Here is a 23,908-nt window from a genome sequence, read left to right on the forward strand (position 1 = left end):
TGTAACATTGCTATGCCAATAAATTAAAAGCCCCAAGAACTACTCTTTATTCTTAAACATATCTCTCACCGTGATGGTATTCGCCAATTTCTTTAACGCTGTATCATGATCTTTTACATACGGATTATCGAGGTCCCAAACATATCCTGCCAGCACTGAACAGATCATGCTTTTAATAAGCGGGTCCTGGTTATCGGCAAAGAAGATGGTATCCAGTGTGCCATCATACCAGCGCATTACATAACTGCGGAATGTGTTTACGCCCTGCATCATGGGTTTCGTATAATCTTCTTCCCAGTTCGCATCTTCACCCTTTAGCTTCTTTATAACAAGCTTTGCTGCTTTCTGGCTGGAAACTGTGGCCAGCGTAACTCCTGATGAAAAAACAGGGTCTAAAAACTCGGTTACATTACCGGTAAGCACAAAGCCATCGCCATAAAACTTTTCCGTGGTGCTTGACCATGCTTCCAGAATCCTTGGTTCAAAGATCAGTTCGGCATCTTTAAAACGTTCACTCAGGTATGGCTGGGATGCAATGTGCGCACGGAACTGTTCTTCATTACTGCCCTTGAATTTCTCAAAAAATTCAGGGCTGCCAACAAAGCCAATAGAAGTATTGCCGTTTGAAAAAGGTATTACCCAAATCCATACGCCAAACTCATGCACGATAATGGTAATGCGGTTAGGCTCGTCAGCCATTGCACGCTTTTCATCTGTAACGTGTGCAAACATTGCTTTACGGGGCTCAAGGTTTGATGGCTTATCAAGTTTGAATAAACGCGGGATCACCCTGCCATAACCGCTACCATCCACAATAAACCTGGCCTTTACCTGCGCCTTTTCGCCATTGGCATATTCAACAGTTGTGGTGGAGTCAGAGCCATCAAAATCTATGGCTGTAACCGTAGTTTCATACGAAACGGGCACACCCATTTTTTCAACTTCATCAGCCAGGGTCTTATCAAAATCAGCACGTGGCGCCTGCCAGGTCCACGTCCAGCCTTTGGTATATTGATCATCAAAAGAGTAATCGCAAATCTTACCGTTTTTCACGAATTTGGCGCCGCCTTTATCCTGGAAACCTTTGGCTTTTACTGCTTCAAGAAAGCCCGCTTCTTCCAACGCTTCCATGCAGCGCGGCAATAAACTTTCACCAATTACAAAGCGCGGAAATTTCATTTTCTCAACAATCTTTACTTTATAACCTGCTTTGTGTATTATAGAAGCGGCCACCGTTCCGGCAGGGCCAGCACCAATTATCAATACATCTACCTGTTCTGTGTTCATAATATTAAACCTCCATCCCATAAGGGAAATAAATGATTTGTGTAATTAAACTTATTTATAATATCCGAAAATCTTAATAATCCTTAACATCAGTTAAATCCTGGTTCAGACAACTTTCCTGCACTTCAATAATGTATGGCTCAGCCCGATATTATCTGTTTCCTGCGCTATCTCAAACCCTGCTTTATAAATGCAATTTTTAAACACTTCCGAATGATACATCTGGCTGTTGCCATTTGCAAGGGCCGTAAAATAAACAGATGTTTGCTGCAGGCAGAATGCGGCTGTTTCAAAACGCTGCACATCCCAAAACGCTTCAAGTATATATACAAACCCGTCCTCATCCAACGCTGCATGGCATCTTTTTAAAATTGATACAATTTCATCTTCAGAAAAACAATCGAGAAACTGGCTCATCCAAATGGCATCAAACCCTTTTGGAAAAGGCTGGCTTTCATCTAAAATATTTACAGGATGAAATGAAACCCTATGGCTTAAGCCCAATGCTTCTATTTTATTTTTTGCCATGCTCAATTGTTGCGGCAAATCCATAATTGTAATATGCACATCTTTATTATATGCCGTGCTGGATATAGCCCATTTGCCGGTGTTGCCGCCAATTTCAAGCATGTTTTTTATATGATTATTATCATACACATGCGGCAATACTTTTGGAAAAGCTGTATCTGAAAAAAAATGATCGAACCCAAACCAGCTCTTTTGAATATGCGGCGGAAGCTGGGACAAGCCTTCGTAAATTGTTGGCCAGTCGCCTAATTCTTTAAGCCCTTCGGGCTTGCCGGTTTTAATGCTTTCTTCGAGATGAAAGAGGCCTTTGTAATTAACATCATGAATAAAATTCATGTTCACATTAGTAAGCGGATCGTGCAAAATAAAATAGCCTGTTTTCGTTATTTTATAGGTGTCATTATTAAAAATAACCAATCCTATTCCCAAACCAGACTCAAGTAAAACGCGAACACCATAATGCGGCAACTGCACTTTTTCAACAATAGCTTCGAGTGACAAACCCGCTGCTCCGCTATCTTCAATTTCTTTTAGTATGCCTGAATCCCGCAACACTTTTGCCACCTGGAAAACCACAGGCCCGAAAGCAATAAATTGTGCTAAATGTTTTGACTCTAAAGCCGTTTTGGTGTCAGTTGAAAAAAAATGCATTTATAAATTATGTATTTATATCCTGGCAAGTAAGGTGTAAGAATACGTATCTTTTTTAATTGAAAAAAGTTTACCGTAAAAAAAATTATATGCAAAAAAAGATGCTTTATTGATGCCATTTCTTTTTCCATTCTTCAAAAAAAACCGGGTTGGTTAATTGCAGTGCATGCTTCTCCCGATCTAAAAATACCTGCACAGAACTGCCCACAGCTACTATATGATTTGTTTCGGCATTATACAAACGATAATGAAATATAAGCTTGGCTGCTTCGCAAGGCTCATATTCAGTTTCAATGAGCACCTTTTCACCATAGCGCAGTGAGCGCTTATAATCACATTGCACATTCACTACAGGAACAATATAGCCATGATTATAAAAATCAAGATAACCTATGCCATACTTACTTCCGAAAGCTTCCCTCCCGTCTTCAAAATAGCGTATATAATGACCATGCCAAACCATGCCCAGCGGATCTGCTTCATTAAAACGTACGTTTACCCCTATCTTTTCTAAAAGTAAATTACCCATGATCTTTTCCCGGTTTTATACTGTGTTGCATTTAAGCCGGAGTAACAGTTTTTTAAATATTTTCAGCAAAAACTAATTACCATATTTTGATTTCCATTCGCTGTACTTCTTCTTTTCAATTGCATCAATTATATCCTTAAAAGGAGAAGCCCAATAGTTACGGAACCCAAATCCGCCAAACCTTCCAACAGAACCTTCCATGCGTTCTGTCATTAGTACCTTTTTTGTTTTCATATCAAGCAACGTAACCCACACCGCCGCTGCTTTTTTTGATTTGCTTAAAGCTTCTGTAACAAACAGCAGGCCTATGCCACTCTTATCGCTAAAATCATAACTGCTCACAATTTTTGCCACATCATCTTCTTTGAACCTGTGAAAATCTGCGGTATTGGTTGACTTGATGGCTTCAGCATTTGCCTTTTCATTCTTTTTAGCAACATAGCCTAAATCGTGATCTACCTCGCTTTTATGGAAAGCGCCGGCGAGATCATATTTTTTTGGCTCGGCTACAATTACATCGTTAATAGCATCATATTGCCGGTCGCGGATATCTATTTCATTTGCAGTAGCGTCATCTATCAGTTTCGTTTGTGTAAAATCGATACCAAGATAAAAAACAGGTGTTTCACTGTTTGTAAAAACATCTTTTAATGTTTGCGCAAAAACGCCATTAAGGCAAAGCAGTAAAGCAATAATAAGCGCATTGATTTTGTGTTTCATATTCAGTAGGTTTATTTACTATGGTTAGTATATTTCAAAAAGGACAGAAATATTATGGCCTGCAAATAAAGGTTATATATCTTTTGTTGCAAATAATTTTATGATCACGAAAAATCACGCTGCAATATGATAATTGCTTTTTAAGGCAACCATGCACTGCATTGTTTTAATATCTTCTGAATGCCCATTTCCACATTTCTTTCCAGGATGGTTTCTTTCCATACATTAAAATACCTGTGCGGTAAACTTTGCCGGCGAACCAGGTTGTGAAAATAAACCCTACTATAAGCAGGCCCATGCTGGTAAGCAATTGCCAGACAGGCACCACATCGCCCACGCCATGCGCTATTCTTGCCATCATTACAATGGGTGAAAACAAAGGGAACAGGCTTCCAAATACAGCAAGGCCGCTGGTTGGTTCATTCACTGCTTTTGTCATAATAACAATACCAAAAATGATAGGCATGGTGATGGGCAGCATAAGGCTTTGTGCATCTTGCGGGTCTTCGTTCACTGCGCTGCCCACGCAGGCAAACAGTGATGAATATAACAGGTAGCCACCGATGAAATAAAATATAAAACAGCCCAGTATTAAAGGCATATTAATATTTACGTTGCCGATCAAACCCGAATTTTTCAATGTATCAGCCGCTTGCATAGCACCGTTTTGCATATTCGAATCATGCATTTGCGCTGCCAGTTGCGGAAATATTAATGGTAAAAGAAAATTGAGGCTCGTCATTAAAATAATCCAGATGATAAACTGCACAAGCCCCACTGCACCGATGCCTAATATTTTACCCATCATTAATTGAAAGGGTTTTACGCTGCTTACAATTACTTCTGCAATGCGGCTTACTTTTTCTTCCATTACACCGCGCATAACCATAGCGCCGTAAATAAACAGTACTATATAAATAAGGAACCCGGAAACATACCCAATGGCATAGCTCATTCCAATTTCTTCACCGGAATCGTTTTTGCCTTCAACGGTTGAAAACTGTATGTTGCCTTCCTTTTTAGCACTGTCTAATTGCGCAGGGGAAATGTTCAATGCGAGTAAACGTTGCTGTTCCAATGCAGCATTCAGTTTATCTTCAATTTTTCCACGCGACATTAAACCAACGGATTTCTGCGTAACAATTGATATGTTTATTTTGTCAAGAATATTTGCATTGGCCGGAATGATAGCATAACCCTGGTACTTATCTTTTTCTATATCCTGTTTTAAAGACTGCTCATCTTCGCCCTTTACAAAACTGAAACTGATATTTTCATCGCCTTCCAGTTTATTATTAAAAACATTGGCCTCATCGGCTACGGCTATGTTATATTTTTCATCGCTGTTTACAGAAAAATAAATAATCATGGCATAAAAGCCGAAAAACAATAAAGGCAGTAAAATAGTGGTGAGTAAAAATGTTTTCTTTTGAACGCGGGTTAAAAATTCACGGCGTGCAATTAAAGCTATCTTATTCATTCGTACATATTTGTTTTTTCAATGGCCTCATGGAACCTCGCTATGTGCATTCCCCTGCATAGGAAAAATTATCGGGCTCGGTTTCATTCGTACATATTTGTTTTTTCAATGGCCCCGTACAATCAATTCAGCATTAGTTTGCTTCAATATTTTGAAAAGAACGGGTGGTTGCTTTGGTGTCTTCAACAAGATTTATAAATATATCGTTGAGCGAAGGCAATATTTCATTAAAGCCGTCCACATTCAAATCTTTCTCTATAAAATATTTCAGAACATCATTGCTTTTATATCCATCATTTATACGCACAATATATTTATTGGCCTTTTCTTCGGCTACGTGAAAAGCAGGGCTTTCCAATATAATGGAAGGCACGTTGCTTAACTGCACATTAAACTTATGTTCCTTAAACCTGTGTTTGATCTCCTGCACCGACCCATCCAGTATTTTCCTGCCGAGATTTACCAGCACAATATGATCACATATCTCTTCCACCTGCTCCATTCTGTGTGTACTGAAAATAATGGTGCTTCCTTTTTGTGCAAGCCCGTAAATTTCATCTTTAATAAGATTAGCATTTAAGGGATCAAGCCCGCTGAAAGGCTCATCAAGAATAATGAGTTTGGGCTCATGCAAAACGGTTGTAACAAATTGCAGTTTCTGGCTCATGCCCTTACTCAGGTCTTCCACTTTTTTATTCCACCAGCTTTGCATTTCAAGTTTCTCAAACCAGTATTTTATTTTCTGAACAGCATCGCTTTTGCTTAAACCTTTTAACTGGGCGAGATAAAGCGCCTGGTCGCCTATCTTCATTTTTTTATAAAGGCCCCGCTCTTCAGGCATGTAGCCTATTTTAATAATGTCGGTAAGCGGGTCAAATTTCTTTCCATCTAAAATAACTTCGCCTTCATCGGGATAAAAGATGCCGGTTATCATACGCAGTAATGTTGTTTTGCCTGCACCGTTCGGGCCAAGCAAACCAAAAATGCTGCCTTGTTCTATTTCCAGGCTTATATCATCTACAGCCTTTTGCGTGGCAAAATATTTTTTTAAATGATGGAGTTCAAGAATGTTCATGCAAGATTGAATTTCGTTTCAAATGTAACTGTAAATTAATTGAAGCAGTAAATAGTACCGTTTCTTTCTTACCTCATTTTAGCGCAAAACAAAACAGGTTTTATGCTTTACAGCATTTATTTGTGTTGAACGGCTGAATTTATTTTTTGAATGATAGCCCCGGCCACCCGTTCCCCATCCATTGCAGCACTTACAATGCCGCCCGCATAACCGGCGCCTTCACCGCATAGATATAAATTTTCCAACTGCGGATGATTTAATGCTTTTTCATTGCGCGGAATGCGAACAGGCGAAGACGTACGGCTTTCTGTTGCCACAATAACTGCTTCATTAGTAAAATAGCCGCGCATTTTCTTACCAAAATCTTTAAATGCCTGTTGCAATGATTTATGTATAAACGGCGGCAACACGCTTTTTAGGGAAGCGCTTGCAATGCCCGGCAAATAACTGCACGCAGGCAAATCCGCAGATATTTTACCATTGGAAAAATCAACCATCCGCTGTGCCGGTGCAACAAAATTTCCACCGCCGGCGGTATATGCTTTTCGCTCAACAGACTGCTGGAAATACATGGCTTGCAATGATGGCGGAATTATTTTTAAAGGCTGATGATAATCCTTATAATTCAACAAATCTTTTTGTTCTACCTGAACTACAATACCGCTGTTGGCATAAGGATTATTACGTTTGCTGGGGCTCCATCCATTCACCACCAGTTCTTCTTTATTGGTAGAGGCTGGAGCAATGATACCACCGGGACACATGCAAAAACTAAAAACGCCTCTGCCATTTACCTGCTGTATAAGGCTGTAAGACGCAGGCGGTAAATATTCCCCGCGATGTGTGCAATGATATTGGATTGAATCAATAATTGTTTGCGGATGCTCTATCCTTACGCCCAACGCAAAAGGTTTTGATTCAATGTGTATATTTTTATGATGAAGCAATAAAAATATATCCCTTGCCGAATGGCCTGTTGCCAATATTATATGTTCGGCCTTAAATGCATCGCCATCTGCAGTTATGGCTGAATGAATTTGATTGCCATCAATTTTAAAATCAATGAGCTTTTTTTCAAATAAAAATTCTCCGCCGCTATCCAGTATTTGCTTTCGCATAGCGGTTATTATATGCGGCAGTTTATTAGTGCCAATATGCGGGTGCGACTGGTATAATATTTTTTCTTCTGCGCCAAACTGAACAAAGAGGTTTAATATGCGTTGTATGCTGCCGCGTTTATTACTGCGTGTATATAATTTGCCATCGCTGTAGGTTCCTGCTCCACCTTCGCCAAAACAATAATTGCTTTCTTCGTTTATCAATCCTTCTTTATTCAGCAGGGCAAGGTCCCTCCGCCTTGCCCTCACATCTTTTCCGCGCTCAAGAATAATGGGTTTAACACCATTTTCAATTAATTTAAGCGCTGCAAATAAGCCTGCAGGCCCGGCGCCAATAATCAAAACTTTATTTTTCGCTTTTGCAACATCCTGAAAAACTGCGCTGTTTATTTCAAAGCTTGTATAAGGTTCGTCAATAAATACATTAAGCGTGAGATTAATCAGGGGTTGTTTGCTCCGGGCATCAATGCTTTGTTTAACTATATTATAACCGGTTACAGATGTATCATTAATTACCAGTGTTTTTGCTATATAACCCCTTATTATATCCGGCTTGGTGGCTTCCGAAGGCAACAGGTTTAATGAGACTTTTTTTTGCATCCATCTTTAAGTTTTCAGTATCTTAACACTTGTGTTTCAAATTTATAGCGATATTTGTTCTATCAAATTGAAATGACAACGAAGATGCCGCTAAGTAGTTCTTTTAACAATCAGGATAAATTTTTTGGCATTGAGTTTGAATATATTTACTTATTAAAACGTAAGTAGTCAATTTTCTCATAAGCAGTTAGTTTTGGTTGCGGCCCCTGTTTCTACAGGGGCTTATTTTTTTCCGCAGTTTTTCTTGCCACCCACTTAGAAAATACACTTCCAATAACACATCCCACAGCATCTGCAATCATATCCGTATAATCAAAAGACCTGCCTTCATCAAGAAATTTTTGAATAAATTCAACACACACCCCATATAGGATAAACAGAATGCTGATTTTAATCACCAATTTAGCCGTGCATTTCCCCGCTTTTATAAACGGCAAAGCCGATAAAAAAACCAAGCCTGCAAAAAGGCCTGTATGCACCCATTTATCAAAATATATTAAATCTAAAAAACTCACTTCAGGAATATCTTCCCCTGGAAGAAAGAATAAAATGCTTGCAATGATAAACCAGGCAATGGCCGGTATAAACAAGATTCGTTTTAGCCTCATTTGCGCGCAAAAATATAATAAAAAAGGCCGCATTACTGCGGCCATTTTACATAATCTTACTGACTGTTTTTATTATAGGTTCGTTTTAAAATTCAAAGCAAAAATTAGCTAACCAATTGTTCGTAAGCTTCGGCGCTTAGTAAATTATCCAGATCCGCAGCGTTATTCATTTCTATTTTAACCATCCAGCCTTCACCGTAAGGATCTGAATTTACCAGCTCGGGGTTATTGCCCAGCGCACTGTTTACTTCAAGTATTTTTCCTTCAACAGGAAGGAACAAATCGCTTACAGTTTTCACCGCTTCAACGGTGCCAAAAACATCTTCAGCATTAAGTGTTTTACCCACTGTGGGCACATCTACAAAAACAATATCACCCAGTTCGCCCTGTGCATAATTTGTAATGCCTATTAATGCAGTTTTATCATCAATTATTTTTATCCATTCGTGGTCTTTGGTATATTTTAATTCTGCCGGAAAATTCATAATAGAATATTTTTGACTACAAATATTAATTGAAAAGTTTTAGCAACCAATTTTAATTAATTCAAATGCTATTTATTAATAGTTTACAGGAAATAAACAATATAAAAAGATATTCGGTATAACGTTGCTGATTACACTGCAAAAAAGCATTCTCAATAACCAAAAAAATTCTCAGGGCTAAATAATTGTTTAAGCGCTATTTTTAACGCATACAATTTCTTCTAATGAAACGCCCATGCAATATGTTTATCACACAGAGATGTGGTTAAAGGTGTTTCATTCGGCCATTGAAAAAATAAAATACTTACGAATGAAAAAAACAGTTTTATTCATCGCCTCCTTTTTTGCCTGCTTAATTGTTTTTGCCCAAACCGACGCTGATATTGCCATTGTGCCTCAACCGGTAAAAGTTACAAAAACAACAGGTTATTTTATGCTGCCTCAAAATGTAACCATCAATATTGCAAAAACAACAGCGCTTAAACAGGCGGCTGTGCAACTGCAGCAAAGGCTTTCCGTTCCCACAGGTTATAAAGTTTCGCTTACAGAAAATGCAGCAACAGCCGTTATCAAACTTGAACTGAATAAAACAGAAGATAAGCAACTCAGCAGTGAAGGCTATCATCTTTCCGTTACGCCAAAAACCATTCTTATTAAAGCCAATCAACCTGCCGGGTTATTTTATGGCGTGCAAACATTGCTGCAATTATTTCCGCCTGAAATTGAAGACAGTGTTTTGGTAAGCAAAACCGAATGGAAAGCACCCTGCGTTGAAATAACAGATTACCCGCGTTTTGGATGGCGGGGTTTAATGCTCGATGTATCGCGGCACTTTTTTACCAAGAACGAAGTGAAGGATTATATTGACCAGATGGCAAAATATAAACTCAATCTTTTGCACTGGCATTTAACGGATGATGAAGGCTGGCGCATTGAAATTAAGAGCCTGCCCAAACTTACAGAAGTAGGCGCCTGGAGCGTGCCCCGTGTTGGCCAGTTTGGCACGTTCGCAGCACCTTCGCCCGATGAGCCAAAAACAAACGGCGGCTTTTATACACAGGATGATATTAAAGAAGTGGTGCAATATGCAAAAGACAGGTTTGTAAATATTTTACCTGAGGTGGATGTGCCCGGCCACAGCATGGCAGCCATTGCAGCTTATCCTGAACTTTCCTGTTCCGGCGGTGTAAAGAATATTGGTGTTACATCAGGCGAATCCATAAAAGACTGGGGAACGCACACCGCTATTTACGATGACAATCTTTGCCCGGCTAATGAAAATGTATATGAATTCCTGGATAAGGTAGTAGGAGAAATTGCGCAGTTGTTTCCATTTGAATACATTCACATGGGCGGCGATGAAACCTTTAAAACTTTCTGGGAAAGCAGCGATGCTGTAAAAGCTTTAATGCAAAAAGAGCATTTAAAAACAATGGAAGAAGTGCAGAGTTACTTCAGCAAAAGGCTTGAAAAAATTGTTGAATCAAAAGGCAAAAAGTTCATGGGCTGGGATGAAATACTGGAAGGCGGCCTTGCACCCAACGCCGCTGTAATGAGCTGGCGCGGCGCACATGATGGCAATGCCCCCGCAAACGGGCAGCCTATACCAAACGGTGGTGTGGCGGCTGCCAGGCTGGGCCACAATGTTGTAATGAGCCCTACTGAATTTGTATATCTTGATTACATGCAAAGCGACCGCATTATGGAGCCGCATGTATATGCATCATTGCGTTTAAATAAAGTGTATAGTTTTGATCCTATGCCAGCCGGCCTTACTGCCAGCGAACAAAAATATGTGCTTGGTGCGCAGGGCAATTTATGGACGGAACAAATTTATAATTACCGACAGGTAGAATATATGACATGGCCGCGTGCATTTGCTATTGCTGAAGACACATGGTCGCCAAACGAAAGCAAAAACTGGGATGATTTTGTACGCCGTGTGGAGGCACAGTTTAAACGCTTTAATGTGGCAGAAGTAAAGTATGCACCCAGCATGTACGATCCGCAGTTTATTATAAACAAAACCAGCGATACTTCATTTACGGTTGAGTTAAAGAACGAAGTGAATGGCCTGGATATTTATTACAGTTTTGATAATTCTTATCCCGACAGGTTTTATCCCAAATACACACAGCCATTAACTATTCCGAAAGAAGCAACACAATTAAAAGTTATTACGTACAGGGGCATGCAACCTATCGGCAGAATGATCTCCATGCCTGTAAGCGAATTGGTGGAAAGAGCAAAAGTGAAAAAGCCTTACTGGATAAAGTAATAAATATAATGGCCTGGCATAAGCTTTCATAAACCTCACTTTTATAAAACCCGGTTAAGGCCGGGGTTTATGATTTAAAACCGGTATTGCAGTGGCTATGTTTAAAAAGTACAATTCAAAATTCTTTACATTCGTTCATTCCAGGAACACTTCACTTCTTTCAAATTGCTTGATATGAACATTAAAACAATTATCGCAGGCTTAACCGTTATTATTTTTTACATCGCATGCAGCCCAAAGGTTCAGGAGCAAAACACGCTTACGGAACAGGAACAAAAAGATGGCTGGAAATTATTATTTAATGGGAAAGATTTAACGGGCTGGCATTCTTACTTGCAAAAACAACCTGGCAAATCGTGGCAGGTGGAAGATGGCGCTATTTATCTGAATAAAGATTCCAACAGTGTGTATGAAGATTTTGCCGATCTCACATCTGATGAGGAGTTTGAAAACTTCGACCTCAAGCTTGAATTTAAAACAGACACCTGCGCCAACAGCGGCGTACTGTTTTATGTGCATGAAGCGCCGGAATATCAAAACACATGGGAAACCGGCCCTGAGATGCAGATTGATGATGTGGTTTGCGGCCCTGATCATTTATCAAAGATGAACAGGATGGGAACATTGTACGATTTATATCCTGTAGATTCGGAATATGTGGGCTCATCCGGCAAATGGTATCAATATGAAATAATAGCCAACAATGGCCACCTGCAGCTTTTTGAAGAAGGGCATAAAGTTGTGGATGCAACAATGTGGGATGATCACTGGAAAGAATTGATTGCCGCTGTTAAGTTTAAAGATATGCCTGGCTTTGGCACCTTTAAAAAAGGCCATATTGCTTTCCAGGGAACAGAAAACGGAAAGATATGGTTCCGCAACATTAAGATTAAGCAACTTTAATTATTCAACCGTTGTTGATTAGGAATAATCAACAATCAATGTTCAATAAACAATATTCATTTTTAAGCGACTATCTTGAACATCGCTTATTGCGTATTGATTATTGAATACTTAAAAATTAAACAAATGGTATCTATTCACTATTGACCATTCACCATCAATCTTGCCATCATGGAAAATAACAGCAATTCATCATCAGAAAAAAAACTCAGCCGCAAAAGTTTTATAAAGAATTCCGCATTAGCCGCAACAAGTTTTTATATCGTGCCACGGCATGTGTTGGGTAAAGGATATGTGGCGCCAAGCGATAAATTATACATTGCCGCTGTGGGTTGTGGCGGCGAGGCAGAAAGTGACATCACGCATTTTGCAACATCACCACATAAGAATGCAGAGATCGCTTTTTTATGTGATGTGGATGACCGGCAGGCGGCGCCGCGGCGTAAGCAATATCCTAAAGCTGGTTTCTATAAAGACTGGCGCGAAATGTTTCATAAAGAGAGCAAAAATTTCGACGCGGTTACTGTTGCTATTCCCGATCATAATCATGCCATCGTTGGTTTAAGTGCAATGCAATTGAACAAGCATTTGTATTTGCAAAAACCCTTAACACATGATATTTATGAAGCCCGCATTCTTACACAGGCCGCAGCAAAATATAAAGTGGTTACACAAATGGGCGACCAGGGTGCAAGCTGCGAAGGCATACGAACTATGCGTGAATGGTTTGAAGCCGGCGTAATCGGCGATATAGAAAAAGTATATAACTGGACGAACCGGCCTGTGTGGCCGCAAGGCATTCCATGGCCAGCTAAAGCCGCTGTAATTCCAAAAGAACTGGATTGGGATTTATGGCTCGGCACGGCGCAAACAACCAATTATATTGATAATCTTGTTCCCTTTAACTGGCGTGGCTGGTGGCGTTTCGGTACCGGCGCTTTGGGCGATATGGCCTGTCATATTATTGGCCCGGCATTTAAGTTATTGCAGCTCGGTTATCCCACAGAAATTTCGGGCAGCGCCACCACTGTTTATTCGGGCATTTTTAAAGAAGCAGACTTTGCAGAAAGCATTCCGCCGTCAAGTTCTTTGCGTTATAAATTCACTATGAAAAACGGTAAAGAATTATTGCTGTACTGGATGGATGGCGGCATTGTTCCTGACCGCCCTGACGAACTTGATCCCGATGTAAATATGAATGAAGCATTGGCTGATATACCTCAGGAAAACGATTTTGAAGGCGGCAGTTTGTTCATCGGCACAAAAGGAAAAGTTTCCTGCGGATGGGGCGGCAGCCACCCGAGATTATTGCCTTTATCACTTAATAAAGAAATTAATGTTCCCAAAAAATATCCGCGTGTGGAAGGTGATATGGATGGGCATTGGTGGCAGTGGGTTGATGCCTGCATTGCAGGTTATGGCAACATGGAAGTTGACTCTCCGTTTGAAGGTTATGCAGGGCCATTAACAGAAACTGTGCTGATGGGGAATTTATTATTGAGGAGTTTTAATATGCGCCAGCAAATAAAAAGAAATGATCCTGTGTATGGAGAAGTTACAGACTTTATAACACCTGGCCGTTACATCACGTATAAATGGGATGGAGAGAATATGCGCATCACCAATTTTGAAGCAGCCAACCAATTTGTAAAAAGAGAATACAGGCAGGGTTGGGGCGAACTGAAATTGTAAACCTCATCCCAACCCTTCTCCACAAGTGGGAAGGTCAAGAAGGCAACGTTTCATTTATTTGATCAGCTTAATTTATCACGCTATTAAAAGTTCCCACAATATATCGGGAGGATTTAGGAGAATCCATGAAAATATTTATTGACGATACTTATGAAGCCATGTCAAAGCGCATTGCAGATGATGTGGTTAATATTATGAATAATGCACCAGAACCCTTATTCTGTGCGGCTTCCGGCGATTCGCCAAAAAGTTTGTATAAAGAATTGATACAAAGAAATAATGCATCAGCAATAGATATTTCCAGTTGGTATTTTTTAGGTTTGGATGAATGGATAGGTCTTGATGCTAGCGATGAAGGCAGTTGCCGTTATATGCTGAATAAAGATTTATTCCATCCATTGCATGCAAAGGAAGAAATGCTCTGTTGTTTTGATGGCAAAACAAATGATGCATTAAAAGAATGTAACCGCATCGAAAATTTCATAACAAAACATAACGGCATTGATGTGGCTATTCTCGGCCTTGGTATGAATGGGCATATTGGTTTAAATGAGCCGGGCACTTCGCCTTTGCTTCGTTCGCATGTTATGGATATTGCCGAAACCACAAAAACAGTCGGGCAAAAATATTTTTCCAAACCACAAATACTTACCAAAGGCATAACACTTGGGCTTGCTACTTTAACGGAAGCAAAGCATTTGTTTTTAATAGTAAGCGGCGAAAAGAAAGCAGCCATTTTAAAGGAAGCTTTGCAGCACGAGCCAACAGAAAGCATTCCAGCTACCTTAATAAGAGAACATCCCGGCTTGATGGTGTATGCTGATAAAGCCGCCGCAAAATTATTATAGGTTTAAAAGAATGAAAGTAATTCTATCCATATCATTCTTACTCCTAACCCCGATAGAGAAAAGAAAATGGGAAAAGATTGAAGGTGGTTATTTTAAGCCGGGACTGCGAATATTTTTCGCTTTATTAAAATTTACCAGGCAACTATCCAGCGGTTGGCCTTCGTTATAAATACAATCACAAAATTCTTCGCAGGCCGCGGGGTTTTTGCTGGAAACACATTGATTTCTGCACTCTTCTTCAGAGTTGCCCGGCACAATCGCGTATAAATAAAAAGTACCAATAATTATAATAGCTAAGGCCGCAAAACAACCTCCCAAAAATATAAAGCGGAGACGTTTACCCAGGGGCTTTTTCAATACAGGAGGCTTTACTTTGGGTTGCTTAAATGGCAAAATGTGTTTTAAACGGTCATAATCCCAAATTAATAAAAACAGGCTTGCTAATGCCATCATGGTGTTGATCCGGGTACCGTCAAATCGCGTAGCATAAGTAAGCACACAAATATTAATAATGATGGGGAAATACATTAATGCGCCAAGAAGGGAAGTTCGTGGAATGAGTAATAATATAGCTGTTATAACTTGAACAATTCCAATGAATGTATAGTAGTACCCTGTAAGATATAAGGCATCAAAGTAATGCCCTAAAGGATTATTGGATGGTAAGCCGGCCGCAAACCTTTCACCCATGATTTTAACGAAACCGGCAGGAAGAAAACTCGCTGCCAGCGCGATGCGGCAAAAAACAGCAAATCCCTGAAACCATTTATCAGCTTTTGCTTCATAATATATTTCTTCAACGCTGTTCATGACTTGTGTAATGATATGCCTGAATTTGCTGCAGGTTTACGGAAATAGTTAACCACAAATTACGCTGGTACCGTTACGGTTTATGTTTTCTTATGAGCATTTTTATTTTACTGATAAGATAATAGAGAACCGATGCTATGACAGTCCAGTATAAGGCACAGGCAAGCGCCCGAATCGGGGGTGGCGGGTCCGGGTCATTAAATATTGGTGCCAGGGGCCCTACCAAAACAATTTTTACAGGGTATATAATGGTGGCTAAAGTACGCTTCCAGGCTATTGGCGAGTTCATGCCGGGAAACCAATCTCCATTTACGGGCACTAAAATTAAATTAGTGATGCCCAAAAAAACAAACCCCGAAATGAGAAAGATAATCACGAATTTTTTTAATGAAATTTTCATACTGTTAGTTTTATAATTTATAAAACAGGCAGGCATCAACCGGGTTTACTGTATTTGCCTTTTAGTTTGATATCGATTTATAATCAACCATATTGTTCCGGCAATTATTAAAAGCAATGGCAAGGCGCCTGGTTCATCTTCAACCTTAATCATATAAATCATCAAAACAATCCCAAGGAATATACTTAAGACCGGAAGAATTTTGCCCCATTTTATTTTTTTGCTTATTTTCTTTTTCATGACACCCCAATATTAAAAAGCACTTTGAATTACAAAGTAATTGTAAAAATTCCATTCGCCATAATTTTTTTAAGAAATTTTAAAGTGTTATTGCTTAAGCTTATTAAAGTCTGTCATCAAACTATCTTCATAAGACCGGAGCATTGAATCATAATCACTGGTATTTTCTGAAATAGCTTTGCCGGTTAACTCATAAGTCTTCAACCTGAGGTTACAATAATGAAGGATTATTTTATTACGTTCATGCAAGGCATCAGGCAACTGAAATTTATCCAGGTCATTTATGATTTTTATATTTTCATTCCAATAATGAATGCCTCTTGTAACCATTGCTTTCACCGTATCTACTGGTGTGTTTGCATTCGCATTGCTATAAAGCATTAAAGCTTTCTTCTCGTTATCTGCAAATATTTTCATGCCTGCATCATACCTGCCAATATTATTTGGGATATTAAAACAAACAACAAAAGAAGTTGTCAATACAAAAGCAGCAAGCACAATTAATGTTGTGTATTGAAAAACGTTGGAAACAGTTTTTTTCAAGCCCGGGTAATAAGCATACCCGATTAGCAATCCGCATATCAGTCCGCCGATATGCGCAGCATTATCAACTCCGCCCTTCATTCCATTTGCAAGGTTATAGAAAACAAATACGCTGATACTTGCCAATAATGCTTTGCGTGCTGTTTTCTCAATGAGGTTAGTAGTAAGCATGGCAAGAAATACTCCGTATAACCCGAAAATAGCGCCTGATGCACCGGCACTGATAGTAAGCTCGTGCCAATATAAACTGTTTACGCTGCCGGCAATGCCTGTGAGCAAATAAGCTGTAAAAAAACGAAGGCTGCCTAACCTCGGTTCTAATAATAAACCTATGTATAACAACGCATACATATTTAATAAAAGATGCAGAATGCCAATATGTAAAAAGCAGTTTGTTATAACGCGCCACCATTCGCCACTTAATGTTAAGGGCCGGAAATTAGCGCCCCAGCTAATCAGTGCCTGGTTGTCGGGAAGCAAAATATTTGCGCCGGATATCACCATTAAAATAAAGATCAAGATGTTGATGTCGATTAAAAGAGGGGTGACAAAGTAGCCCTTCTCCGGTATAAATAAATTGAAAAAACTTCCTTGTGCGGCTTCTGCATTTTGAAATATTTTTTCTTTGTTTGCTTCAAATGCAGGCTGCAACTCTTCCCATTTCCGGGTTACTTCTTCATCTGTAACGGCAGGCAAAATTTCATTAAAAGATGTAATAAATCTTTCAACATTCTTTTTGTTTACATTCCAGTCAAACATCTGGTTGCCAATGCACCGGCTTTCAATATGTGCATTATCATTTTCAACAGTAACAATGATTTCTTCACCTGAAGACCTGGCTGAAAATTTGCCGTATGCAGTGAAACCCGTTTCACTCACATGGGCAATATTCCAATTCAATTTCTTTGCTGCTTCAAGCGCAACTACCAGGAAATTCTGGCCGGAAACATTTTCCAATTCAATATTACTGGTGTACTTAGGGTTTAAGCCAAATGACATAATATTAGTTTAGGTATATGCTGTTAATAAATTTTGGTAGTCAAAAATATAAATAAATACCAAACAATTTTGTTAGGGCTAATAATTATTGCAAGCTGTTATTCAAAACTTTGGTAAAGGAATGACAACCTTTGAAAAGTGACATCCATCAGTTCCTCATATCAGAACACCAACGGATAGTAGGAAAGTTCCATTGACACGGCAAAGCTGACAGGATGGATGCCAGAAAGGTTACATTTTTACTCCTCATGCCTCGGTCAGGCCGCTATCGCGGGCCAACCAGGTTGTAAATCATTTCGAATAAATAACAATCGCATCCTGGCCTTTTAAGCGCTGTGCCGATTGATTCTCCAATCCATGATCAACATAACTGGCCAGCAAAAGATACGTGCCTTTGGCCGCCGGTATATGAAACGAACCCTGCGTTCCAACAAAATAATTAGTGTTGTTATCGTTTGCAATTTTCAGTATCCATTCAACCATATTCAAAGCCTGCGTTTTATTTAGTTCCGGATGTGATGGCATGGCCACATTACCCCAAACACCTGTTGTTCCTTCCAGTATGCGCTTTTGCATTAAGGCAATATTAGCAGCAGTGGTTTTATACTTCTTTCCAATATCATTAAATGAAGGCCCGATCAGTTTACTGTCGAATGCATGGCAATTAAAGCAATTGGATGTTCTTATTGCTGTAAGCCCGGCAGCATCATTTTGTACAGGCTGGTTAATAATAGCGGCGAGCTTTGTTGTATCGCGTATAAACCTTACTTCCAGCAAAACTTCTTTTGCATTTATTTCATCATACTTCGATTCTCCATCTTCTTTATCGGAAACAGTTATTGCATAATTAACCGGCGCATTACTATTAATGCTGCTATTGTTTTTTGGATTGATAATCTTTACAACGGGACGGTTATTTTGCTGCCGGTGATTAGAAGCCCTCGCAGAAATTATTGCGGCGCAAAGAAAAACACCTGAAAATATAATGGAGAAAAATTTTATTGATCTTATCATAACATATACTTCTTTATACTAAGCTTTGTCAATTTCTGTTGCCACGCGCTGTGCAGAACGAATGCATGATTCCATGCCCCGGCTCATATTATCAGCATAGGTTCCTGCAAAATATAACCTTCCTTCGGGCAGCATGATCTGCGGCCAGAATTTATGCATTTCGCCCGGCGGGAAAGGCCTCATTTCACATGCAGGCGCATATTTATCTTTTGTCCAGTCAAAGGTTAAAGCCTGTTCTATTGTATCATGCTTGCCAGGGTACACTTCCCTGAAAGCAGCCAGTACACGCTGCGGCGAAAGGCCGCCCGGCCCAAACGCTTTCAATATAATTTTTGTTGAATCAACCTGGTTTGTCTCCATCCATACAGAAGAAATATCCGGATGCTCAAACTCCATGTTGATGCTTTTAAAACCATCATCCAACCAAAATTTTGTTGCTGCTTCAAACACATAAAAAGGATGAGATGAATATTGCAGGTTATCAATCACGTATTGCTTTTCGGGAGATAAAGCCGGTGTAACCTGGATGTTTTTAAACACAGGCAGCGTAATGCAGTTAACAAAATAATCAGCAGTTATTTGCTGCTCATCATCGCGGTTATATGCTTTATATGAAACAGTAACGTTGCCGGCATTATGCTGAATAGTCGTAACAGCATGGTTTAGTTTTAAACGGTTGCCCAATTTTTTTGCAAACGCAATAGGCAGTTGCTCATTGCCATCTTTTAAATGAAAAGTTTCTCCTTCAGAAAGCGGGATGCTCCTGGCCTTCATAATATACAACCGCCATACAGCATACAATGCAGAAACATTTTTGCCGCCCAGGGAATTGAGCGCAGCGGCTGAAGCGCCCTCTCTTTTATAAAGATCATACAACGATATTGCATCGAGGTCATCATACCCAACACCGAAAGGCTGGTAAGCATCTTTAAAATTCGTTGTGTATTTATCAATATAAAAAGCGCTTAATGCATACCTTGGGTTTTTGGAAAGAAATTGCACTTCCTTATCATTAAAGCCAAACTCCTTTAATATGGTTGCATCAGAAAGCATTTCCTGCGTATAAAATTTGCCATTGATCATTTTAAGCGAATAACTATCGGGCGCCGCTTCGCTGCCTTCCGCATGCGGGTAAGGAATGGCTGTAAGGTTAAACTCTTTTACATACTCAAAAAAACGTTCATAGCCGGGTTGCGTTATATGGTCGGCGCCATAGTCTGCATACAATCCGTCAGATAATCCGTCCCTGCCTGTAAATACATGGCCGCCATACCTGCCGCTTGCTTCAAGCACCGTTACATCATGGCCGCTTTTCATTAATTCATACGCACAGCATAAACCTGTAATGCCGGCGCCGGCAACAATAACCTTTTTTGCGGCTGAAGCTTTTTTGCTTTCACGTAATACACTTATTTCTTTATTGGGAAGCATATCATTTGCCAGTGAAACACTTGCCCCCAGCAGGGTGGTATTCTTTATAAACGATCTTCTTTGCATGGTTGTTTTTGGTTTTATTAGTATTTACTGAATCCTGAATTTTTATTTGCGCTGCTGTTGGAAACATCAATATTCCACCCGCTTGCTAAAATATATGGCGTTGCATTTTGCGCATCTTTATTTTCATAACTGCATTCAATTGTCCTGCTCTCTCCCGGCGCCAGTGAAATATAATTATCAGAAAAGATAACAGGTAAAATATCATCGCCTTTTTCATGGTTTAAACATCTTACATGTACGAAGAAAGCAACCGCTTTTCCTGTATTTTTTATAGTGACGGTATGCACCGTTTCCTTTTCTTTTTTAACGGATGAAGCCAATATATCAAGTGTTGTTAATGGCATATTTTGCAGTGCTGTAAAATCGGCAAAAGATGATTGTGGCGTAAAATACCATTTTGATTTTTTCCAGTTCAGCGCATCCGCTTTTTTTGAAAGCCAATACCAGTTAATGCTCTTTGTTTGGTGGTCTTTATCTTTTAATTCCAATTTTAAAAAATACACATCCGATAAATCATTTATTGATGGAATGGTAAAACATTGCTGCGTTCCATCTTCACCAACGTTTGTTGTAATGGTATTAGCGTATTTATTGGTTCCATCAAGATTATATACATCTGCCTTTACCGTTAAGCCCTCATATTTTTTCAAATAAGAATTGATGACAGCAACTTCATGTGTTTTGTAAGAATACATTACATGCAGTGGTTCCATTGCTTTTTTCATACCGAAATAAGTGCCTGCGGGATAGAGATAATAATCATACGTGTGCCATATTAAACCCGGCCATGAATTGGCCAGCATCCACTGCACTACGCCGGTTGTGGTGTTATATTTCTTTACACCATAAGCTTCCATCATAGCGCGGTGGCCTTCATAATTCTGCAGCTGCGCTTTTCTCAAATAATCGTGTATATCCGTTACGTTTCCATAGCGGTTAAACAAAGCCGTGTCAAATATATTGGTAGTGCCGAAAGTCATCGTTCCACAATGATACAGCCAATCTGAATTGGTAAACCAAAGCGAATCTTTTGGAAGAAATTTTACCAAACTTTCATACGGCGGTATAGATGGGCCGGGAGAAATTTCTGTTGCAAAACTCCATGCGCCGCCATATTTGGAAGTATCTGTTTCCCAATAAATGGGCGGCACCCAATCATAAGGGCCATTCATTTTTACACCGCTAAAGCCTGATACTTTTGATTTGCTTGCATCGGCAGTACCAATAGTTGGATTAGGCCAGTTTAAACTGTCTTCTATCGTTAAATAATCACGTTCAACAGTTGTGTCACGTGGCGGCATATCGCTGCCGTTCAGCCAAACCATTATGCATGCTTTGTTGCGCAGCCAATACATCATGCTGCTGTCTGATGACATGGCAACGGCGCGTTCTGCAGCATCCCAGTTTTCGGGATATTGCCAGGCGCCGCAGCACATCCAGCCTGTCATTACCAATAAGCCTTCCCTGTCGCATATATCATAAAAATTATCATCTTCAAATTTGCCTTCACTGCGCACAATATTCATATTCATATCACGCACTAATTTCAATTCCTGTTCATCACGCAATAAAGAATGCCGCTGAAAAATATCGGGCGACCATGCAGCGCCACGCAACATGATGCGTTTTCCATTCACCATAAAAACCCTTGACTCGTCATTGATAAGTTCCGATGTAATCTCCCGAATACCAAAATTTTCTGCTATAGAATTACTGGTTGCATTATTTACGTTACATGAAATTTCTATGCGGTTCAAATCAGGGTTTCCATATTGCCACGGCCACCAGATTTTTGGATCATTAATATTGAGTTGCTTAAAATTTCCCGGGTTAAAACTTATTACCTTTTTTTCGTGCGGCTGCAGGCGTATAGCCTGTTCAAAATTTATATCATCATTTATCTTTCCTTTTATAACGGCATCCTGCGGCTGATTTGTATAGTTTGTTGCCAATGCTTCTACTGTAAGATGTGCAACATTTAATGAGGGCAGGTTAAAATGCGTTGATACCAGCGGATAACTTACTCCAACTTTATTAAATGTTTTTATTTCAACATTATTCACGATGCCGCCGTTGTAATCAGGCGGGTAATGTATCCAGTCTGCATAATCAATAGCAAGATCGCCATCACGCCTGTTGGGATTAAACGGGCGCAGAATTTCAATCGCCAATACATTCGTGCCTGCATATTGAATATCATTTGTAACATCAAGATTGATGATACGAAAAGGCCCCTTGATTTGCGAACTGTCTGCGATCAGTTTACCGTTCAGCCAAACATTTGCTTTGTAATTAATGCCATGTAATTGCAGTATAACATTTTTATTTTTTTCTGATGAAGGCAGCCCGAATGCTTTCCTGAACCACCATGTATGATTGAACTTATCATCAGCAAGCTTTTCAAAATTTTTTGCAAAGAAGGGATCAAAATTATACACATGATTGGCAAGCAACCCGGCAATAATTGTAGATGGAACTGATATAGGATACCAGCCCGTTGCTGTAAAACCGGGCATCGAGATTTTATCGCCTTTTGTATTATCAGTTATGGATGACTGCATGCGCCAGTCATCATGTAATATCATGCTAAAGTTTTCTTTGCGTGTTTGGCTAAAAGCATCATGCAATAAGAGAGAGAGCAAAGCAACCGCAAACATTTTTTTCATGCACATTAATAACAAGTTTAGATAATTAAGATGTAATTATTAATCTTCAAATCATTTAATCCAATAAATAACGGCTCAGCTGGCGGCATCGTAATATAAAGCAGCAGCGCCGAGAATACCACTGTTTTGCAGCGATGAAGTTTCAATAATTAACCGTTCTGCAGATTTTGAGAAAGCAAAAGTTTTAATACGCTTCCACATAGCTTCTTCAAAATAATTATACGCATGCCTTACAGAGCCGCCGAGAATAATTATTTGCGGATCGTAAGTGTACATAATCGTCTTAATGCAATTGCCGAGGTGCATACCTAATTCTTCATATAATTTTAAAGCCTGCACATCTTCATGCTGCGCCTGGGTGTAAACAAACTCGCCGCTTAATGCATGTATATTTTCGAAGAAAGAACCGCTGCAATAATATTCATACACTTTATCCAGGTAATTAACCATGCCAAATTCACCGGCGCCGCAATTATAACCTGCATATAATTTTTTATGAATGATGATACCCGCGCCAACGCCTGTGCCAACCGTTAATCCAATCATTGAATCATAACCTTTGCCCTTACCGAAATAATATTCGCCCAGTGCAAAACAGTTGGCATCGTTGTTTACAAATACCGGGATGTGATAGCGGTCTTCCATCAGTTTTTTAAGATGCACTTCTTTCCACGAAGGAATATATTGCACATCGTAAACAATGCCTTCCTGCACATCAACAACGCTGGGAACGCCAATGCCTATTGCCGTTATATCATCATGCATCAACGCATCCGCTAATGCAAACACATCATTCAAAACATCTTCTTCCGTTCCATTGCTGCGAATGCGCTGTGATGTTATCTGCGATAAATCGTTCTGCTGAACAATTGCGCCGCGAATGTTGGTGGCGCCCAAATCAATACCAATAATTTTTTCTTTCATAAATATTAATCCG

General features: G+C 39.6%; 21 protein-coding genes. 4 read left to right on the plus strand and 17 right to left on the minus strand.

The genetic code is table 11. From position 1 onward, the window contains the following. Positions 1-39: 39 nt before the first annotated feature. The 9 genes from BM015_RS02900 to gcvH all read right to left on the minus strand — a co-directional run bounded on the left by BM015_RS02900 (position 40) and on the right by gcvH (position 9,081). Positions 40-1,287, minus strand: coding sequence for an NAD(P)/FAD-dependent oxidoreductase (locus tag BM015_RS02900; protein ID WP_090655197.1), 1,248 nt, complete (start codon positions 1,285-1,287; stop codon positions 40-42). Between the two features lie 105 nt (positions 1,288-1,392). Continuing rightward, positions 1,393-2,466 carry a class I SAM-dependent methyltransferase gene (locus tag BM015_RS02905; RefSeq protein WP_090654293.1) on the minus strand — a complete coding sequence of 358 codons (1,074 nt, stop codon included), beginning with the start codon at positions 2,464-2,466 and terminating at the stop codon, positions 1,393-1,395. A 106-nt stretch (positions 2,467-2,572) separates the two neighbouring features. Next, the gene (locus tag BM015_RS02910; RefSeq protein ID WP_090654295.1) at positions 2,573-2,995 is read right to left on the minus strand and encodes an acyl-CoA thioesterase; all 423 of its coding nucleotides are present in this window, start codon (positions 2,993-2,995) and stop codon (positions 2,573-2,575) included. Between the two features lie 72 nt (positions 2,996-3,067). Further along, positions 3,068-3,715, minus strand: a complete 648-nt coding sequence (locus tag BM015_RS02915) for a hypothetical protein (RefSeq protein WP_090654297.1) — start codon at positions 3,713-3,715, stop codon at positions 3,068-3,070. A gap of 166 nt (positions 3,716-3,881) precedes the next feature. Next, on the minus strand, positions 3,882-5,195 hold the full coding sequence (locus tag BM015_RS02920; protein ID WP_090654298.1) for an ABC transporter permease: 1,314 nt from the start codon (positions 5,193-5,195) through the stop codon (positions 3,882-3,884). Between the two features lie 133 nt (positions 5,196-5,328). After that, on the minus strand, positions 5,329-6,270 hold the full coding sequence (locus BM015_RS02925) for an ABC transporter ATP-binding protein (protein WP_090654301.1): 942 nt from the start codon (positions 6,268-6,270) through the stop codon (positions 5,329-5,331). A 116-nt stretch (positions 6,271-6,386) separates the two neighbouring features. After that, on the minus strand, positions 6,387-7,988 hold the full coding sequence (locus tag BM015_RS02930) for an NAD(P)/FAD-dependent oxidoreductase (RefSeq protein WP_090654304.1): 1,602 nt from the start codon (positions 7,986-7,988) through the stop codon (positions 6,387-6,389). Positions 7,989-8,200: 212 nt separating this feature from the next. Continuing rightward, on the minus strand, positions 8,201-8,596 hold the full coding sequence (locus BM015_RS02935) for a VanZ family protein (protein ID WP_245751187.1): 396 nt from the start codon (positions 8,594-8,596) through the stop codon (positions 8,201-8,203). A 104-nt stretch (positions 8,597-8,700) separates the two neighbouring features. Then, the gene (gcvH, locus tag BM015_RS02940; protein WP_090654308.1) at positions 8,701-9,081 is read right to left on the minus strand and encodes a glycine cleavage system protein GcvH; all 381 of its coding nucleotides are present in this window, start codon (positions 9,079-9,081) and stop codon (positions 8,701-8,703) included. Positions 9,082-9,391: 310 nt separating this feature from the next. Between gcvH and BM015_RS02945 the strand changes: the two genes are divergently transcribed. From BM015_RS02945 to BM015_RS02960, 4 genes are all read left to right on the plus strand, one after another. Beyond that, positions 9,392-11,359 carry a beta-N-acetylhexosaminidase gene (locus tag BM015_RS02945; RefSeq protein WP_090655200.1) on the plus strand — a complete coding sequence of 656 codons (1,968 nt, stop codon included), beginning with the start codon at positions 9,392-9,394 and terminating at the stop codon, positions 11,357-11,359. 174 nt (positions 11,360-11,533) lie between these two features. After that, positions 11,534-12,262: a 3-keto-disaccharide hydrolase gene (locus BM015_RS02950; protein ID WP_090654310.1), complete on the plus strand. Its 729-nt coding sequence runs from the start codon at positions 11,534-11,536 to the stop codon at positions 12,260-12,262. Between the two features lie 171 nt (positions 12,263-12,433). Next, complete coding sequence (locus tag BM015_RS02955) at positions 12,434-13,954, plus strand: Gfo/Idh/MocA family protein (RefSeq protein ID WP_090654312.1); 1,521 nt, start codon at positions 12,434-12,436, stop codon at positions 13,952-13,954. A 125-nt stretch (positions 13,955-14,079) separates the two neighbouring features. Beyond that, on the plus strand, positions 14,080-14,802 hold the full coding sequence (locus BM015_RS02960) for a glucosamine-6-phosphate deaminase (RefSeq protein ID WP_090654314.1): 723 nt from the start codon (positions 14,080-14,082) through the stop codon (positions 14,800-14,802). 87 nt (positions 14,803-14,889) lie between these two features. Here BM015_RS02960 and BM015_RS02965 read toward each other — a convergent pair whose 3' ends face one another. The 8 genes from BM015_RS02965 to BM015_RS03000 form a co-directional block, all read right to left on the minus strand. After that, positions 14,890-15,612 carry a hypothetical protein gene (locus BM015_RS02965; RefSeq protein ID WP_090654316.1) on the minus strand — a complete coding sequence of 241 codons (723 nt, stop codon included), beginning with the start codon at positions 15,610-15,612 and terminating at the stop codon, positions 14,890-14,892. A 73-nt stretch (positions 15,613-15,685) separates the two neighbouring features. Then, positions 15,686-16,012, minus strand: a complete 327-nt coding sequence (locus BM015_RS02970; RefSeq protein ID WP_143075731.1) for a hypothetical protein — start codon at positions 16,010-16,012, stop codon at positions 15,686-15,688. A gap of 145 nt (positions 16,013-16,157) precedes the next feature. After that, positions 16,158-16,307 (minus strand): hypothetical protein, encoded by a 150-nt coding sequence (locus BM015_RS21480; RefSeq protein ID WP_177191790.1) that lies wholly within the window; start codon positions 16,305-16,307, stop codon positions 16,158-16,160. Positions 16,308-16,339: 32 nt separating this feature from the next. Beyond that, a complete protein-coding gene (locus BM015_RS02980; RefSeq protein ID WP_090654321.1) occupies positions 16,340-17,794 on the minus strand; it encodes a rhomboid family intramembrane serine protease in 1,455 nt (484 codons plus the stop codon). Between the two features lie 291 nt (positions 17,795-18,085). Then, positions 18,086-18,808 (minus strand): c-type cytochrome, encoded by a 723-nt coding sequence (locus BM015_RS02985; RefSeq protein ID WP_090654322.1) that lies wholly within the window; start codon positions 18,806-18,808, stop codon positions 18,086-18,088. Between the two features lie 18 nt (positions 18,809-18,826). Beyond that, on the minus strand, positions 18,827-20,305 hold the full coding sequence (locus BM015_RS02990) for a flavin monoamine oxidase family protein (protein WP_090654324.1): 1,479 nt from the start codon (positions 20,303-20,305) through the stop codon (positions 18,827-18,829). A gap of 17 nt (positions 20,306-20,322) precedes the next feature. Then, complete coding sequence (locus tag BM015_RS02995; protein WP_177191791.1) at positions 20,323-22,971, minus strand: glycoside hydrolase family 2 protein; 2,649 nt, start codon at positions 22,969-22,971, stop codon at positions 20,323-20,325. A gap of 75 nt (positions 22,972-23,046) precedes the next feature. Continuing rightward, entirely contained in the window at positions 23,047-23,895 is an 849-nt protein-coding gene (locus BM015_RS03000) for an ROK family protein (RefSeq protein WP_090655203.1), read from the minus strand. Positions 23,896-23,908 lie beyond the last annotated feature (13 nt).

Source organism: Parafilimonas terrae (genome assembly GCF_900115755.1).
Classification (GTDB): Bacteria; Bacteroidota; Bacteroidia; order Chitinophagales; family Chitinophagaceae; genus Parafilimonas; species Parafilimonas terrae.

Excerpts from the sequence above, each read along its gene's own strand:
- BM015_RS02900 (WP_090655197.1), bottom strand. The coding sequence starts at position 1,287 with ATGAACACAGAACAGGTAGATGTATTGATAATTGGTGCTGGCCCTGCC.
- BM015_RS02905 (WP_090654293.1), bottom strand. The coding sequence starts at position 2,466 with ATGCATTTTTTTTCAACTGACACCAAAACGGCTTTAGAGTCAAAACAT.
- BM015_RS02910 (WP_090654295.1), bottom strand. The coding sequence starts at position 2,995 with ATGGGTAATTTACTTTTAGAAAAGATAGGGGTAAACGTACGTTTTAAT.
- BM015_RS02915 (WP_090654297.1), bottom strand. The coding sequence starts at position 3,715 with ATGAAACACAAAATCAATGCGCTTATTATTGCTTTACTGCTTTGCCTT.
- BM015_RS02920 (WP_090654298.1), bottom strand. The coding sequence starts at position 5,195 with ATGAATAAGATAGCTTTAATTGCACGCCGTGAATTTTTAACCCGCGTT.
- BM015_RS02925 (WP_090654301.1), bottom strand. The coding sequence starts at position 6,270 with ATGAACATTCTTGAACTCCATCATTTAAAAAAATATTTTGCCACGCAA.
- BM015_RS02930 (WP_090654304.1), bottom strand. The coding sequence starts at position 7,988 with ATGCAAAAAAAAGTCTCATTAAACCTGTTGCCTTCGGAAGCCACCAAG.
- BM015_RS02935 (WP_245751187.1), bottom strand. The coding sequence starts at position 8,596 with ATGAGGCTAAAACGAATCTTGTTTATACCGGCCATTGCCTGGTTTATC.
- gcvH (WP_090654308.1), bottom strand. The coding sequence starts at position 9,081 with ATGAATTTTCCGGCAGAATTAAAATATACCAAAGACCACGAATGGATA.
- BM015_RS02945 (WP_090655200.1), top strand. The coding sequence starts at position 9,392 with ATGAAAAAAACAGTTTTATTCATCGCCTCCTTTTTTGCCTGCTTAATT.
- BM015_RS02950 (WP_090654310.1), top strand. The coding sequence starts at position 11,534 with ATGAACATTAAAACAATTATCGCAGGCTTAACCGTTATTATTTTTTAC.
- BM015_RS02955 (WP_090654312.1), top strand. The coding sequence starts at position 12,434 with ATGGAAAATAACAGCAATTCATCATCAGAAAAAAAACTCAGCCGCAAA.
- BM015_RS02960 (WP_090654314.1), top strand. The coding sequence starts at position 14,080 with ATGAAAATATTTATTGACGATACTTATGAAGCCATGTCAAAGCGCATT.
- BM015_RS02965 (WP_090654316.1), bottom strand. The coding sequence starts at position 15,612 with ATGAACAGCGTTGAAGAAATATATTATGAAGCAAAAGCTGATAAATGG.
- BM015_RS02970 (WP_143075731.1), bottom strand. The coding sequence starts at position 16,012 with ATGAAAATTTCATTAAAAAAATTCGTGATTATCTTTCTCATTTCGGGG.
- BM015_RS21480 (WP_177191790.1), bottom strand. The coding sequence starts at position 16,307 with ATGGAATTTTTACAATTACTTTGTAATTCAAAGTGCTTTTTAATATTG.
- BM015_RS02980 (WP_090654321.1), bottom strand. The coding sequence starts at position 17,794 with ATGTCATTTGGCTTAAACCCTAAGTACACCAGTAATATTGAATTGGAA.
- BM015_RS02985 (WP_090654322.1), bottom strand. The coding sequence starts at position 18,808 with ATGATAAGATCAATAAAATTTTTCTCCATTATATTTTCAGGTGTTTTT.
- BM015_RS02990 (WP_090654324.1), bottom strand. The coding sequence starts at position 20,305 with ATGCAAAGAAGATCGTTTATAAAGAATACCACCCTGCTGGGGGCAAGT.
- BM015_RS02995 (WP_177191791.1), bottom strand. The coding sequence starts at position 22,971 with ATGAAAAAAATGTTTGCGGTTGCTTTGCTCTCTCTCTTATTGCATGAT.
- BM015_RS03000 (WP_090655203.1), bottom strand. The coding sequence starts at position 23,895 with ATGAAAGAAAAAATTATTGGTATTGATTTGGGCGCCACCAACATTCGC.